At 69.4% G+C, this 16,149-nt stretch carries 10 protein-coding genes and 1 pseudogene; 5 read left to right on the top strand and 6 right to left on the bottom strand.

Annotated features, from left to right (window positions below; all coding sequences use genetic code 11):
• On the bottom strand, positions 1-391 hold a 391-nt coding region (locus VF536_RS12035), incomplete at its 3' end, for a Bug family tripartite tricarboxylate transporter substrate binding protein (RefSeq protein WP_331615082.1).
• A gap of 49 nt (positions 392-440) precedes the next feature.
• Entirely contained in the window at positions 441-1,361 is a 921-nt protein-coding gene (locus tag VF536_RS12030) for a LysR family transcriptional regulator (protein WP_331615081.1), read from the bottom strand.
• A gap of 280 nt (positions 1,362-1,641) precedes the next feature.
• Between VF536_RS12030 and VF536_RS12025 the strand changes: the two genes are divergently transcribed.
• The 3 genes from VF536_RS12025 to VF536_RS12015 all read left to right on the top strand — a co-directional run bounded on the left by VF536_RS12025 (position 1,642) and on the right by VF536_RS12015 (position 5,630).
• A complete protein-coding gene (locus VF536_RS12025; protein ID WP_331615080.1) occupies positions 1,642-2,745 on the top strand; it encodes a porin in 1,104 nt (367 codons plus the stop codon).
• A gap of 114 nt (positions 2,746-2,859) precedes the next feature.
• On the top strand, positions 2,860-4,164 hold the full coding sequence (locus VF536_RS12020) for a hypothetical protein (protein WP_331615079.1): 1,305 nt from the start codon (positions 2,860-2,862) through the stop codon (positions 4,162-4,164).
• 110 nt (positions 4,165-4,274) lie between these two features.
• Positions 4,275-5,630, top strand: coding sequence for a hypothetical protein (locus tag VF536_RS12015; protein WP_331615085.1), 1,356 nt, complete (start codon positions 4,275-4,277; stop codon positions 5,628-5,630).
• A gap of 196 nt (positions 5,631-5,826) precedes the next feature.
• Here VF536_RS12015 and VF536_RS27730 read toward each other — a convergent pair.
• Positions 5,827-5,919 (bottom strand): annotated as a pseudogene (locus VF536_RS27730) (Fic family protein); the annotation flags it as partial.
• Positions 5,920-6,557: 638 nt separating this feature from the next.
• On the opposite strand from VF536_RS27730, the gene VF536_RS12010 reads away from it, so the two are divergent.
• Positions 6,558-8,471, top strand: a complete 1,914-nt coding sequence (locus VF536_RS12010) for an amidohydrolase (RefSeq protein WP_331615084.1) — start codon at positions 6,558-6,560, stop codon at positions 8,469-8,471.
• Between the two features lie 79 nt (positions 8,472-8,550).
• Here the strand turns inward: VF536_RS12010 and VF536_RS12005 are convergent, their stop codons facing one another.
• The 3 genes from VF536_RS12005 to VF536_RS11995 form a co-directional block, all read right to left on the bottom strand.
• The gene (locus VF536_RS12005) at positions 8,551-9,429 is read right to left on the bottom strand and encodes an amidohydrolase family protein (protein WP_414710351.1); all 879 of its coding nucleotides are present in this window, start codon (positions 9,427-9,429) and stop codon (positions 8,551-8,553) included.
• Between the two features lie 97 nt (positions 9,430-9,526).
• A complete protein-coding gene (locus VF536_RS12000) occupies positions 9,527-11,392 on the bottom strand; it encodes a glycoside hydrolase family 13 protein (RefSeq protein WP_331615077.1) in 1,866 nt (621 codons plus the stop codon).
• Between the two features lie 87 nt (positions 11,393-11,479).
• Positions 11,480-13,204: an alpha-amylase family glycosyl hydrolase gene (locus VF536_RS11995; protein ID WP_331615076.1), complete on the bottom strand. Its 1,725-nt coding sequence runs from the start codon at positions 13,202-13,204 to the stop codon at positions 11,480-11,482.
• 228 nt (positions 13,205-13,432) lie between these two features.
• Between VF536_RS11995 and pulA the strand changes: the two genes are divergently transcribed.
• A partial coding sequence (gene pulA, locus VF536_RS11990; RefSeq protein WP_331615075.1) for a pullulanase-type alpha-1,6-glucosidase occupies positions 13,433-16,149 on the top strand: 2,717 nt, incomplete at its 3' end.

The raw sequence follows: 16,149 nt of genomic DNA, 5'->3' as shown, positions 1-16,149 counted from the left end.
GGTGCGCGAGCACGAGGACCGGCGTGTCCATGATGCTGACGACCGGCGCCACGTCGGGCGTCGGCACGGCGCTCGAGACCGGTACGAACACCAGCGGCGAGATCGCGCAGTACGCCAGCGTGTGGCCGTCCGGCGCCGCGCGTGCGAGCGACTCCAGCGCGGTCAGTCCGCCGGCGCCGGCGCGGTTCTCGACGATCACCGGCACCTTCAGCCGGGTGCTCATGTGCTGTCCGAGTGCGCGCGCCGTCTCGTCGCTGACGCCGCCGGGCGGGTAGGCGACGATGAGATGGAGGGGGCGCGTCGGCCAGGATTCGCCCGCGGCGGTCGCGTTGCTTGTCTGGGCTCGTGCCTCACTGCTCAGGCCCAGCGCGGCGGCGAGCCCCGTCGTCATCGGGAGGTGCGATGCGCCGCCGCATGCGGCGGTCTTCAACAGATCCCGCCTACGCATCGCGGTGCTCCATCGCGATGCGCCGGGCCAGCGCCAGGAAGGTCGCCGTCGGCCCTTCCTGATCGTGCGAGCGGTAGGCGATCGTCAACGGCGCCTCCAGCCGCGCGTGCTTCTCCAACGGTCGGAACACGATCGAATGTGCATGCACGCCGCGCATCGAGGCCGGCACCACCGTGATGCCCGCGCCGGCCGCCACCAGGTTCAGGTTCATCATCATCCGGTCGACCTCGACGAAGCTGCGCGGCTTGACGCCGTCGCGCTCGCACAGTGCCAGCAGGTTGGCGTAGAGCCCCGGCGCGCCGGGGCGGCGCACGAGGATCAGGTCCTCGTCCTCCAGCTCCGCCAGCGGCACCGGCGTCGACCCGGCGCGCGGCACGGTCGCCAGCCGATGGTCCAGCGGCAGCGCCAGCAGCGCGGGTTCGGTCAGCAAGGTCTCGAAGCTCACCCCCTCGGGTTGCGCGACCGGCACGCGCAGGAAGCCGCAATGCAGCCGCGACTTCACGACCGCCTCGATCAGTCCGGCGGCGTGGTTCTCGGTCATCGTCAGCGCGATGCCCGGATGCTCGCCGCGGCAGGCGCGCAACACCGCCGGCGTGAACGCATGCGCCGCCGCCGAGCTCGTGAACCCGATCGCCAGCAGCCCGTGCTGGCCGCCGGCCAGCCGGTCCATGCGGTCGCGCATGTCGTTGTAATCGCGCAGCAGTCGACGCGCCTCGTCCAGGAACTGGCGACCGCCGTCGGTCAGGCTCACGCCCTTCGGATGGCGGTGCAGCAGGGCGATGCCCAGCTCCTGCTCCAGCGTCTTGATCTGCTGGCTCAGCGGCGGCTGCTGCATCCCGAGCAGCGCCGCGGCGCGCGTCATGTGGCCGGTCTCCGCGACCGTCACGAAATAGCGCAGATGTCGAAGGTCCATGTCTGCGTTGTCTCCTGGTCCTCGGGCTCGCCGCGGCATTCCTCTGCGGAAGCTACGTACGTCCCATATTCAAAACGTCTCGGACTCTGCGGATCAGTGTATTTGACGCTATGGAGGCTGGTCACTAAGGTCCGGCCCGGATATCGAAGAATCGATCGAAGAAACGATTCAAGCAGGCGATCCAAGAACCGTCCGAGAACGGTCCCACTGCGGTCGGGTGAGCAGTACGACGAGCGGTCCCGAACGAGGACACGACGACAACCAGACGGAGACAACGTTGATGAACACGAAACGACATTCGAGGAACGCGGTGAGCGTGCGCAAGGCCCTGGTCCTGGCCGCCGCCGCGGTGGGAGCAGCCGGCGCCGCGCAGGCGCAGAGCGGCAGCAGCGTGCAGGTGTTCGGCCTGCTCGACATCGGCGTGCAGGCGCTGAAGTCCAGCGGCACCGACACGCGCTACCTGGTCAACAGCGACGGCAACACGTCCAGCCGTTTCGGCGTGCGCGGCACCGAGGACCTGGGCGGCGGCCTCAAGGTCGGCTTCTGGCTGGAGTCGGCGGTGGCCGTCGACGACGGCACCAGCGGCGCGACCAGCACCAACAACAAGGACTCGGTCAGCGGCGGCCTGACCTGGGGCCGGCGCGCGACGGTGCAGATCTCCTCGGCCGACTGGGGCGAGCTGCGCCTGGGCCGCGACTACGTGCCGTCCTTCGGCAACCTGACCACGTCGATGCATCCGTTCGGGACCAACGGCGTCGGCAGCTCGGGCCTGCTGTTCTACCCGGTGCCGGCCGGCGGCACCACGGCGCGCACCAGCGTGCGGGCGTCCAACTCGATCGGCTACTTCACGCCCTCGGGCCTGAACGGCTTCTACGGCCACGCGATGCTGGCCCTGGGCGAGCAGGGTGCGGGCCCGACGCGCAAGGACGGCCAGCTCACCGGCGTGCGCATCGGCTGGCGCAACGAGGTCTTCAACACCTCGGCGGCGATCTCCAAGACCCGCTACGCCACCGGCGACTACACGCAGAGCAACGTGGGCGTGGCCTACACCTGGGGACCGGCCAAGCTGATGGCGCTGTGGGGCCGCAACGAGATCGGCATCAGCAGCACCACGGCCACCATGCTGGGCACGCAGTGGCAGGTCTGGCCGCAGGGCGAGGTCCGCTTCGCCTATACCTGGCTGAAGGCGAAGAACGTCGCCAGCGACGCCAACCAGATCGCGATCGGCTACGTGCACGACCTGTCCAAGCGGACGGCGCTGTACACCAACCTGTCGAAGATCGACAACAAGGGCCGCGGCGTGCGCTTCAACGTCGGCCTGGCGACGACGCAACCCGGCGGCGACAGCGGCGGCTTCGAGGCCGGCGTGCGCCACAACTTCTGACCGACCTCTGATCCGGGCCTGACCTCGGCCCGACCGCAGACGGACGTCTCTCTGGCGTCCGTCGGACATCCGCCTCACCTCGGCTTCAACCAGCAGCAACGAAGGAGCACGACCATGTCGACCACCATGCTCTCCCAACCCCTGAGCCGGACCCGCGCGGTCGTGCTCGCCTTCACCGCCCTGGCGGGCCTCGCGGCGTTCGCGCCGCTGGGCGCCCACGCCGAAGCGACGAAGATCCTCTTCGTCGGCAACAGCTACACCTTCGGACGCGTCGATCCGGTGATGAGCTACAACGCCGCCAACGTCCACGACCTGACGGCGGCCATGTACGCCAGCAACCCGAGCGGCGCCAACAGCTTCGAGCCCCACCCGTGGGGCGGCATCGCCGGCATCTTCAAGCAGTTCACCGTGCAGGTCGGGCTGGACTACGACGTGTCGATCTCGGCACGCAACGCGGCCTCGCTGCGCGGGCAGTTCCTCAACACCAACAACGCCGGCTGGGACCTGCGCGGCAACATCGGCTCGCAGGCCTGGGACAAGGTGGTGCTGCAGGAGCAGAGCGACGAACCGCTGACCAAGCAGCCGGGCCTGGCGTCCAACCCGGCCTACTTCAGCACCTACACCAACCTGATCGAGAACTGGATCCACCAGGGCAACGCGCTGAGCTACCGGGAGCGCGACCTGATCGGCGGCACGAACGCGAAGTGCGCGGAGATCACCGGCGCGTCGACGGGCACCTGCTCGCTGCTGCGCAACGTGCCGGCGAACGCCAATGCCAACGCGAACGCCGACGTGTACCTGTACCAGACCTGGGCGCGGCCCAACCTGGTCAACGCGCCCAGCACGACGGTCACCGACGAGAACACCGGCGAGGTGTCGCCGACGGGGCAGCCGGCGCCGTCCTTCTATCCGACGCTGCAGGCGATGACCGACGACCTCAAGCAGGCCTACGCGAACGCCGCGCTGATGGCGGGCGCGGACGGCTCGGGCGGCGTCAAGGGCGTCGCGCCGGTGGGCGAGGCCTTCATGCGCGCGATCGCGGCGGGCGTCGCGACGCCCGACATGTATGCCTCGACGGCGGCCACGGACGGGCTGCTCGACCTGTGGTTCGACGACGGCACCCATGCGAGCAAGTACGGGTCCTACCTGAGCGCGCTGACGCTGTTCGGCACGATCACCGGCCTGGACCCGGCGGTGCTGGGCCTGAACGAGATCGCCGCGCGCGACCTCGGCATCAGCGCGGCCCAGGCGCTGCTGCTGCAGCGCGTGGCGAGCGACCAGCTCGGTTTTGCCGCGGCGGTGCCGGAGCCAGAATCGCTCGCGCTGGCAGGCCTGGGGCTGGGTCTGCTGTGGATGATGCGCCGCGGTCGCCAGGAGCGACGGTCGGCAGGGGGCGCGATGCCCGCAGTGCCCGCGTGACCGCCACCGCGGTCCGGGCGTGATTCCTGAAGGGAAAGAAGGGGATGAGGATGCTGATGACACAAGGGGCCGGCAACGGCGCGTGGAAACCGGCTGCGCGACCGGCGACGATGGCGGCCGCAGCCGCGTTGGCGCTGGGCGCTCTTGGCCTGACGGGCTGCGCGCCCGTCGCCGTGGCGAAGCAGCCGCAAGGTCCGGGCTTCGACATGGCGCGGGAAGCCGCGCCGACCCCGACGGCCTGTCCGTCGGGCGTCGGCGACGGCGCGAGCTGCCTGTCGGGCACGGACAGCGCCGGCGCGATCTACATGATCGTGATGCCCAAGCAGTGGAACGGCGACCTCGTCGTGCATGCGCACGGCGGACCCTTCCTGGGTGCGCCGACGGTCAAGCGCGTGACGGAGGACGTCGAGCGCTGGACCATCATGCCGCGCCTGGGCTACGCCTTCGCGTCGTCGAGCTACCGCCAGGGCGGCGTCGCGGTGAGTGCCGCGGCCGAGGACAACGAGCGCCTGCGCCGCCTGTTCATCGACAAGGTCGCCAAGCCGAAACACGTCTACCTGCACGGCCAATCCTGGGGCGCGAGCGTGGCGGCCAAGGGTGCGGAGCTGTTCGCCGACGGCAAGCCCTACGACGCGGTGCTGCTGACCTCGGGCGTGCTGGGCGGCGGGACGCGCAGCTACGACTTCCGGCTGGACCTGCGCGTCGTCTACCAGTACCTGTGCCACAACCACCCGCTGCCGAGCGAGCCGCAGTACCCGCTCAACATCGGGCTGCCGGCGGACTCGCCGATGAAGCAGGCGGACCTGGCCAAGCGCGTCGACGACTGCCTGGGCCTGAACAAGCCGGCGGCGGAGCGGTCGGCCGAGCAGACGGCGAAGATCAAGACCATCGTCGACGTGATCCACATCCCGGAGCGCAGCATCCAGTCGCATCTGAACTGGGCGACCTGGCACTTCCAGGACATCGCGCAGAAGCGCACCGGCGGTGCGAGCCCGTTCGGCAACGTCGGCGCGGTCTATGCGGGTTCCAGCGACGACGCGGCGCTGAACGCCGGCGTGCTGCGCTACAAGGCCGACGCGAAGGCTGTGGCGACCTTGTCCGCCGATGCCGATCTGGGCGGGAGGATCCCGGTGCCGGTGCTGACGGTGCACGCGATCCACGATCCGACGGCGATGGTCGAACTGCAGGAGAGTTTCGGCCGCACGATGGCCGCGGCGGGACGTGGCGATGCGCTGGTGCAGACCTTCACCGGCGACAGGGACCACAGCTACCTCAGCGACCCCACCTACGCGGCGCTGATGGACGCGCTCACGACCTGGGCCACGCAGGGGAAGAAGCCGACGCCCGAGTCCATCGCCGCCGGCTGCGAGAAGGCCAAGGAGAAGCTGGGCCAGACCTGCCGCTTCGAGCCGAAGTACCAGGTGAAGGCCGTCGAGACGCGGGTTCCGAAGCGCGATCGGCCTTGACGGCACTCGGGGCTGGTGCCGGGCCGCGATGAAGGCGTCGGGAGGACGACTCATCGCGGCTCACTCGATCGGCGGTCGGCTGGCCGCACGATGGATCGATATGAGGATGTCTAGCAAATCCTGCTTCATTCAGCAGTCCCTGCGCGACATCGACCATGACCTCCTCGAGATAGTTGGTGCGGCCAAGTTTTATTCCTGAGTCGCCCAGATACGTCAATGCGCTGGTCAGTGCGGTCCTCTTGTTGCCATCGTTGAAGACATGCCCTCGTGCGAGAGCCACCGCGTACATGGCCGCAATCTCTCGAATACGTCCTGCATGCCCAGGAACTGGATCCGGAAGGACACGCGTGATAGCGCGCCTTCCAGGGCGCCAAGGCCATGCCCGCCAGGCAGGCCGCCCTCGTTCCTGAGGATGGCATCGTGAATTCGAATGATGTCGTTCGCGTCCAGCATGGTTCAACGTTTTGCAAGCGCGCGAAGTACGTCGCGATGTTCTTCGATGATCTCCTCGACCATGGCCATGAACTCGGGTCCCCTTTCTCGTGAGGGGGGCCATGGTTCCCCAGGCCGCGGGAGATCCTTGGCCGGGTAGATCTGTGTTCGTTCGACGTATGGGATGCCGTACTTCTCGTGTAGGGCCTTCAGGCGCTCCACTTCCTCGGGTGACCTCATGATTGACTCCTTTGCGCCCAGCGTATTCGGCTTGCGGTGTGCACCGCAATCACCTCGAAGCAGGCTTCGCATCCCCCATTGGTGTCCCCCCTTTTTGGGAGAGGCCCGTCGCGACGATCAGGCGAAGAATCGGCCGGTCCCCATCGACAGGAGCTCGCCATGTTCACCGACCTGATCCGCAACGGCCGCGAAGACGCGCCGCAAGGCAACCGACGCGACTTCATGGAGGCGGCCGCCGCGCTCGGGATCAGCGTGATGGCAGGACCCGTGCTCGCGCAGTCGGGGCAGGGCGGCGCGCCCGACCTGATCCTGCGCAACGGGCGCATCACGACGATGGATCCGGCAAAGCCCGAGGCCACCGCGATCGCTCTGCGCGATGGCGTCGTCATGGCCGTCGGCACGGACGCGGAAATCGCGAAGCTCGCCGGCGCGAAGACCCGCGTCGTCGACGTCGAGAAGCGCCGCGTGATCCCGGGACTGACCGACTCCCACATGCACATCATCCGCGGCGGGCTCAACTTCAACATGGAGCTGCGCTGGGACGGCGTGCGCTCGCTGGGCGCGGCGCTGCAGATGCTCAAGGACCAGGCCGTGCGCACGCCGGCGCCGCAGTGGGTGCGGGTGGTCGGGGGCTGGAACGAGTTCCAGTTCGACGAGAAGCGCATGCCGACGCTCGCTGAGCTCAACGCCGCCGCGCCGGACACGCCGGTGTTCGTGCTCAACCTCTACAACCAGGCCTTCCTGAATCGCGCGGCCTTGCGCGCCGTCGGCTACACGAAGGACACGCCGCAGCCCGCCGGCGCCATCATCGAGCGCGACGCGCGCGGCGAGCCCACCGGCCTGCTGCTGGCCGAGCCCAACGCCTTCATCCTCTACAACACGCTGAACCTCGGCCCCAAGCTCGATCCGGAGCAGCAGCTCAACTCCACGCTGCACTTCATGCGCGAGGAGAACCGGCTCGGCGTGACCTCGGTCGGCGACGCGGGCGGCGGCTTCCAGAACTACCCCGACGACTACGCGATCATCGACAAGCTCGCCAAGGAGAACCGGCTCACGGTGCGCATCGCCTACAACCTGTTCCCGCAGAAGGCGAAGCAGGAACTGGCGGACTTCCAGCGCTGGGCGAAGATGGGCAGGCCCGGCGACGGCAGCGACTTCTACAAGCTCAACGGCGCGGGCGAGATGCTGGCCTTCAGCGCGGCGGACTTCGAGGACTTCCTCCAGCCGCGCCCCGAGATGCCGGCCGCGATGGAGAACGACCTCGAAGGCGTCGTGCGTTTCCTCGCCGGCAACGGCTGGCCGTGGCGCATGCACGCGACCTACAACGAGACGGTCTCGCGTAGCCTGGACGTGTTCGAGAAGGTCCACCGCGACCATCCGATCGACAAGCTCGGCTGGTTCTTCGACCACTGCGAGACGGTGACGCCGCAGAACCTCGAGCGCATCAGGCGGCTGGGCGGCGGCATCGCGGTGCAGAACCGGATGTCCATGCAGGGCGAGTACTTCATCCGCCGCTACGGGCTGAAGGCGACGGCAGAGACGCCGCCGGTCAAGCGCATGCTGGAGATGGGCATCCCCGTCTCGCTGGGCACCGACGCGACGCGCGTCAACAGCTACAACCCATGGCAGGCGCTGTACTGGCTGGTGTCAGGACGCACCATCGGCGGCACGCTGCTATATCCGGAGGAGCGGAGGCTGGACCGCATCGCCGCGCTGCGGCTGATGACGGCCGACGGCGCCTGGTTCTCGCGCGAGACCGGGAAGAAGGGCGTGCTGAAGCCGGGCGCGTTCGGCGACCTGGCGGTGCTGGACCGCGACTTCCTGACCGTGCCGGAGGACCAGATCCAGGACATCACCTCTGTGCTGACCGTGGTGGCGGGCAAGCCGGTGCACGGCAGCGGCGCGTATGCGTCGCTGGCGCCGGCCCTGCCGCCCGCGATGCCGGACTGGTCGCCGGTGAAGACCTACGGCGGCTACCAGGCGCGGAAATCGTCGGTGGCGACATCGATGAGCGACGCCGAGCGCCGCTACCAGTACGCCGCGCAGTGCGCCTGCGCGAGCGGCTGCGGCGTGCATGGCCACGATCACACGGCGGTCGCGAGCGCGGCGCGCGATGCGACCTCGGCGCAGGCGTTCTGGGGCGCGATGGGCTGCAGCTGCTACGTGTGACGCCGTCCCTGACGTCGATGTCGATGTCGATGTCGCAGGGCGAGGCGGCCTCAGCGCCGTGCGGCGCAGGTGAATGTCGTCACTGGCTCAGCCCGAACAGCCTTGCCGCATTGCCCCAGGCGATCCCGCGTGCGACCTCCGCCGGCAGATCGCCGAGCCAGACGCGGTAGCCCTGCATCGTCGCCTCGTAGTACTGCCAGCGCTGGTTGACCCAGGTGTCGGAGCCCACGAGGAAACGATCCGGATACTTCAGGATCAGCGCGCGCCACTCCGCGCAGAGCTTGCCGTCGTCGCAGGTGAGGCCGGGGCGGTAGGACAGCTCGCCCATCAGCCGCGGGTACTTTGCGAGCAGCGCTTCCACCCGCGCTGTCGACGCGCCGTTGATGCCGGTATGCGCCCAGATCAGGCGTGCCTCCCGCCCCTTGCTCGGGGTCGCGTCCATCAGCAGGTCGATCGCTTCGTCGTCGACGTGCGCGAGGACGACGAGCGACTTCTCCTCCGCGAGCGCCATGAGTTTGCGCGCGACCGGCCCGCGCGCGTTCGCGCTGTCGTAGAGGTGGAACTCGCCGAGCCCGCGGTACGGGCCCGACGCGGTCCCGCGTGCAAGCTCGTCCTGGACCATCTGGTAGATGCTCTCGTCGCGGAACCAGTTGTCGTAGTCGGCGCGGTTGCGGTAGAGGCGGATGAACGGCACGACGGTCACGCCGGCCGCGCGCGTCTCCGGCAGCGAGGCGAGCGTGCGGGTGCCGTCATTGGGGCGCGAATTGGAGAGGATCGCCTTCACGCCGCTGCGCTTCATGCGCGCGAGCACGTCCGAGGGCGGATGCGGGCCCTCGCGACCGTTCCAGGCTTCCTCGTTGTAGTGGAGGTGGGCGTCGAAGATCGGGCCGGCGTAGTCGGCCGCGCGGGCCGTGCCGCCGCCGGACAGATACATCGCCACAGCGGCGCACAGCGGCATCAGCAGGCGGAGGGCAGGGCGCATGGGCGGCTCCAGTCGAGGGACCGGAGCCGATTCTCACCTAGTCGCCGACCCGGTCAGTCAGGCAAGCGCGCCATCACTCGATCGACAGCAAGGTGACCGAGCGGGCCGGCAGCGTGAGCGTCTTCCCCAGTGTCCTGCGCTCGCCCGTCATCACGTCCACGGCCGTGTCGCCCTCGCGCAGCATCTCCGGGAAGCGCGACAGGTCCAGCTCGCGCGCTTCCTTCGCCTTGCTCATCACCAGCATCAGGCGCTTGCCGCCCAGCCCCTTGGCCGCGTCGTAGCGGAACAGCACGTAGCTCTCCGCCAGCGGCGCGTACTGCATCAACGCGCCGTCGTGCACCAGCCGCTCGGACTTGCGCCAGTTCAGCAGGCGCTTCAGCCAGGCCTGCGCACCGGCCTGGCGCTCGCCCAATCCCGCGCCGGTGAAGGCGTTGACCGCGTCGCCAGCCCACCCGCCGGGGAAGTCCCCCCGCACCGCCCCGTCGTCGCGATGGCGCGGGCTGGTCATCAGGATCTCCGAGCCGTAGAAGAACTGCGGGATGCGCCGCACGAAGGACAGGTAGGCCCAGGCCATCTTCGTCAGCGCGAGGTCGTCGTGCAGCACGCTGTAGACGCGCGGCGTGTCGTGGTTGCCCTCGAACAGCACCAGGTTCGCGGGGTCCGGATAGACGAAGTCGTGCGCCAGCGCCTCATAGAGCTTCATGAAGCCGCCGTCGTGCGCGTCCTGCTGGTTCAGGCCGGCCAGCAGCGCCTCCTGCAGCGGGAAGTCCATCAGGCTGGGCAGCGAGGACACGTAGCCGTCATGGTTGCGCTTGCCGGCCTGCCAGTACGACACCACCGCCGGATGCGGGCTCCATTCCTCGCCGACGATGTTGAGCTTCGGGTACTCGTCCTTGAGGCGGCGCGACCACGCGGCCAGGAAGTCCTTGTCGGAATAGCTGTAGGTGTCCGTGCGCACGCCGGCCAGGTCGGCGGTCTCTATCCACCACAGGCTCATCTGCGTCAGGTAGGTCGCCACCAGCGGCTGACGCTGGTTGAGGTCGGGCATGCCGGGGCTGAACCAGCCGTCGCTGAAGCGCTTGCGGTCGCTGGGCGCCGCGTACGGGTCCTGCAGCGACATGCGCGCGTGATGCGTCTCGGTGTACTGGGGCCAGGCGTTGACCCAGTCGGCCGTCGGCAGGTCGGCCATCCACCAGTGATGCACGCCAATGTGGTTCAGCACGATGTCCTGGATCAGGCCGATGCCGTGGCGCTTCGCCTCCGCGCCGAGCCGCACGTAATCGCCGTTGCTGCCGAAGCGCGGATCGACCTGGTAGAAGTCCGTCGCGCCGTAGCCGTGGTAGCTCCACTTCGGGCTGTCGTTCACCGACAGGGGCGTGGGCCACAGCATCGTGAAGCCCATCGCGGCGATGTAGTCGAGGTGGGCCGTCAGGCCCGCGAGGTCGCCGCCGTGGCGACCGCCCGGGTCGGCGCGGTTCAGGCCTTCTGCCAGACCCGGCACGACGTCGTTGGACGGATCGCCGTTGGCGAAGCGGTCCGGCACCACGAGGTAGATCGCGTCCTTGGGGCCGAAGCTGGCGCGCTGCGCCGAGCCCGGTGCGCGCTCGCGCAAGACGTAGGGATGTTCGAGGACGACCTTGTCGTCGCGCTTGAGGCGCAGCGTCAGCGTCCCCGGCTTGGCCGACGCCTCGATCCGCAGATCGACGAACAGGTAATTGGGGCTGTCGCCACGCCGGGTGCCGACCAGCGTCACGCCGGGGGCCGGGGCGAGTTCAGCCTCCAGGGCGCCGATGCCGGCACCGTGCAGCATCACCTGCAGGTCGGGCGACTTCATGCCGACCCACCAGTCCGGCGGCTCGACGTGGGCGAGCGTCACCGGGGCGGTGGAGGGGGATGCAGCGGATGCGGCCGTCGCGGCGGCGGCGGGGGCGTGGGTCATGGCGAGGAGGCTTAAGGCGAAGGAGGCAAAGGAGGCGAAGGAGGCGAAGGAGAAGAGGGGCGCGAAGGTCGACATCGTGCACGCGCTTCAGCGAAGGCGGAAGACCTGCACGGACAGGGGCGGGGCGCTGAGCGTCACCTGTCCGCGAGCATCCGCGGTCGCCGCGGTCGCTGCGGGCGACGTACGCAGCGGGTGCAACGGACGCAGGCGCGCCTTCGGCGGCAGGCTGGGCAACGAGAGTTCGGCAGCTTCACGGCCGTAGTTGATGACGACGAGCACGCGCTGACCCTGGTAGGCGCGCTGGAAGCTCAACACCTGACCCTGCGCGAGGGGCGCCTCGTAGCGGCCGCGCGCGATCGCCGGCTGGCTGTTGCGCAGCGCCAGCATCGCCTTGTAGAAGTTCAGCAGCGAGCCCGGATCGGCGGCTTGCGCCTGCGCGTTGTGCGTGGCGATGTTCGGCGAGGCCGGGCGGAACGGCGTGCCGGTCGAGAAGCCGGCGGATGTCGCGCTCCAGCTCATGGGCGCGCGCAGCGGCGCGTCGCCCGGCAGTCCGGCGACGCCGGCCTGGCCGATCTCCTCGCCGTAGTAGATGAAGGGCGTGCCCGGCAGCAGCAGGTAGGTCGCGGCGGCGAGCTTGTAACGCGTCTCGTCGCCCTCGAACTGGTCCCAGGCCCGCCTGCCCGCGAAGATGTCGTGATTGCTGAGCATCGTGGCCATGGACAGCGGCGCTTCGGTGAAGAAGCGCGCGACCTTGGCGACCGCCTCGACCGAGTCGTCGCCGCCCTTGGCCGCAGCGATCACCGCACGCTCCAGCCCGAACGCGAACGCGCTGCCGCAGATGTCGTCGCGGGTGTAGACCTTGGGCTCGGCGGTGGCCTCGCAGACGACGAAGCGATGCGGATACCGCTTGATCAGCCGCGTGAACTCGCCGGTCAGCGCGCGGCTCTCCGGCTGGTCGTTCCAGTCTTTCGCGCTGTTCTCGATCAGGTGGGGCACGGCGTCCAGGCGGTAGCCGTCCAGTCCGCGGTTGAGCCAGAAGCGCAGGCTGTCCGCGTGGTACTTCACCACCGCCGGGTTGCGCATGTTGTAGTCCGGCATGTGCGGACCGAACACCGCGAAGTAGCGCGGCGAGCCGGCCGGCGCCTGGGCCGTCGATTCCGGCTTGGGCGGTGCGCTGGCGCCTTCGGGCACGTCGGGCGGAACCTCCTCGCCCGGTAGGTACCAGGGCGTCTTGCCCCAGATGTCCCAGTCCTTCAGCGCGCTCAGCGGCTGCGAGGTCCACACGAACCAGTCGCGCCACGGACTCGCCGGATCGGCGACCGCCGAGCGGAAAAGCGGATGCTCGCGCGCGCTGTGGTTGATCACGTAGTCCATGACCACGCCGATGCCTCGCTTGTGGGCCTCGCGGATCAGCTCGTCGAAGTCGGCCAGCGTGCCGTACTGCGGCTCGATCGCGCGGTAGTCCGTCGTCGCGTAGCCGTGGTCGCGGTCGGCGCTCGCGGTGATCGGCATCAGCCAGATGCCCTTGATGCCGAGGTCCTTCAGGTAGTCCAGCCGTTGCGTCACGCCCCGCAGGTCGCCGATGCCGTCGCCGTCGCTGTCCTGGAAACCGCGCACGAAGATCTCGATGAACGCGCCGTGCTGCCAGCCCTCGGGCAACGTGCTGCGCCCGCGCACCTCCTTCACCGGCGAGAGATCGACTGGCGTCTCTGCTGCGGACGGCGCCGCGCGCACCGCCGGGCTCGAGAGTCCGGCGGTCATCGCGGCGACCAGCACCGTGGCCGCGGAGACGGCGATGGGGCGACGAGTCATCTCTCGATCTCCTGATCTTGTTGTTTGATCTGTAGCAAAAGTACAAATTTTATCGACGCCGGAAGCGTTCTCGAAGTCGTCGTCGCGCCGCAGCATAGAAGGTATGGCCTATGAAGGGAAGTCCTGATCATCCGGGTATGTAGTTTTGCTACCATCTAAAACACATCGCCGGTACGAGCGCCAAGACGCGCGGTGCTGACGTCAGAACAACACCTCGATGGAGATCCAATGGGCGTGCGCTCGACCTTGTCCCGTGCCTGGCCGCTTCTGGCGGTGTCGTTGCTGAGCGGCCGGGCCGGGATGCCGGGGGCGATGGCGGCGGGCGATGCGTCGCTCGCCGCCTGCGACGCCGGCCCGGCCACGGTGCTGACGCCCCAGTCGCCGACGCTGGCGACGCAGACGCCGACCGCCACGCCGGCCACGCCGCAGCCCGTGTGGCTCGATGCGCGCCGCCTGCGCTGGCCGGGATTGACGCTGGTCGCCGGCGAGGTCGTCCGCTGGCATCATTCGACGTCGGGCGGATTGGCCTTGGTCGACGGACGTGTGAGCGGCAGCGATCTCAGCCTCACGCTCCGGACGGTCGATGCCACGCGCGAGCCGTTGAGCGCGGAGACGGCGGCGCAGGCCGCCTACCTGGGGGCCGGCGCGGAGTTCGCGTTGGAGGCGGACGTTGATCCCGCGGCGATGCAGCAGGGTCAGGCGTTGATCGCGGTCGAAGACGCGCAAGGCCGCGTGCTGCGCTGGAGCGCGGCGCAGACGGCCCGTGCGCTCGATGCGATCTTTGCCACCGCCGAAGCCGAGACGGCGCTCGGCGTGACGATGACGGCCAAGGGCGCCGCCTTCAAGCTGTGGGCGCCGACGGCCGATCGCGTCGAGCTCTGCGCCTATCCGGGACCCGACAGCGCCGCCAGCGTCCGCCTGCCGCTGACTCGCGACGAGCGCACCGGCCTCTGGTCCGGCGACGCGCCGTCCGTGCGCAGCGGCTCGTACTACCGCTACCTCGTCGAGCTTTTTGTTCCCGGTGTCGGCCGCGTGCGCAACCTCGTGACCGATCCGTATTCGGTGAGCCTGTCGGCGGATTCGGCGCGCAGCTACATCGCCGACCTGTCCGAGCCGCGTCTGCAGCCGCGAGGGTGGTCGGCCAGCCGCATCCCCGATCGCGTGAAGACCCCGACCGACATGGTCGTCTACGAGCTGCACGTGCGCGACTTCTCGCGCGATGACCGCAGCGTGCCTGTCGCGCAACGCGGCAAGTACCTGGCCTTCACGCAGGCCGGTTCGGCCGGCATGCGCCACCTGCGCGCGCTCAGCGACGCAGGGCTGACCGATGTCCATCTGCTGCCGGTCTTCGATCTGGCCACCGTGCCGGAGCGCGGCTGCGTGGTGCCGCGCGTCCCCAGGGCCGCGCCCGACAGCGACGCGCAGCAGGCCGCCGTCATGGCCGTTGCCGACAAGGACTGCTTCAACTGGGGCTACGACCCCTTCCACTACAGCGCGCCCGAGGGCAGCTTCGCCAGCGACGCCAACGACGGCGCGGTCCGCGTGCGTGAGCTGCGGGCGATGGTGATGGGCCTGCATGCCGCCGGACTGCGCGTGGGCATGGACGTCGTCTACAACCACACGACGGCGTCCGGGCAGCATCCGCATTCGGTGCTGGACCGCATCGTCCCCGGCTACTACCAGCGGCTGGACGCGCTGGGCCGTGTCGAGCGCTCGACCTGCTGCGACAACACCGCCACCGAGCACCGCATGATGGGCAAGCTGCTCGTCGACTCCGTGGTCCTGTGGGCGCGAGAGTACAAGATCGCCTCTTTCCGCTTCGACCTGATGGGCCACCAGCCGCGCGCAGTGATGGAACAGCTGCAGGCGCGCCTGAAACGCGAGCTCGGCCGCGAGGTGCAGCTCATCGGCGAAGGCTGGAACTTCGGCGAGGTCGCCAATGGCGCGCGTTTCGTGCAGGCCTCGCAGCTGTCGCTGAACGGCACCAGCATCGGCACCTTCAGCGATCGCGGCCGCGACGCCGTGCGAGGCGGCGCGGCGGGCGACGACGCGGCCACCTCGGCCCGCCGGCCCGGGTTCATCGTGCCGGCGCCGGCCGGTGATGCCGCGCGCCGCGACGAGTTGCTGCGCCAGGGCGACCTGCTCAAGCTCTCGATGGCGGGCACGCTGCGCGGCTTCGCGCTGGAGACCGCTGACGGCCGCCGCATCGCCGGCGAACAGCTGCCCTACGGCGATCAGCCCGCCGGCTATGCCTCGGTGCCGGCGGAGGTCGTCAACTACGTCGAGAACCACGACAACCAGACGCTGTTCGACGCGCTCGTGCTGAAGCTGCCGCGCACGACCAGCGCCGACGACCGCGCCCGCACGCAGGCGGTGGCGCTCGGGCTCAATGCCTTGAGCCAGGGCGTCGCCTACTTCCACGCCGGCGGCGAGCTGCTGCGCTCCAAGTCCATGGACCGCAACAGCTACGACTCGGGCGACTGGTTCAACCGGCTGGACTGGTCCGGCCGCGACAACGGCTTCGGCGCCGGATTGCCGCCGGCGCGCGACAGCAGCCAGGACTACGCCCTGCTGCGTCCGTTGCTGGCCGATCCGGCGATCAAGCCCGGTCCGGCGCGGATCGCCTGGACGCGGCGCGTGTTCCTCGACCAGTTGCGGATGCGCGCGAGCACGCCGCTGTTCCGGCTGTCTGATCCGCAGGAGATAGCGCGCCGGCTGGTCTTCCACAACACCGGCCCGGGCCAGCAGGCGGGCGTGATCGTCGGGCGGCTCGACGGCGCGGGACGCGCGGACGCGGTCTTCGAGCGGGTGCTCTACGTCATCAATGCCACCGCCGGAACGGCCGCGCTGGCGCTGCCGGCCGAGGCCGGCTTCCCCTGGCGGCTGCATCCGGTGCAGCGCGCCGCCGGCGCGGCGGATACGCGCGTGCGGGCGCAGGCGCGGGC

It is taken from the genome of Roseateles sp. (assembly GCF_036486225.1).
Taxonomy (GTDB): Bacteria; Pseudomonadota; Gammaproteobacteria; order Burkholderiales; family Burkholderiaceae_C; genus Roseateles.
This window is presented reverse-complemented; position numbering and strand designations above follow the sequence as displayed.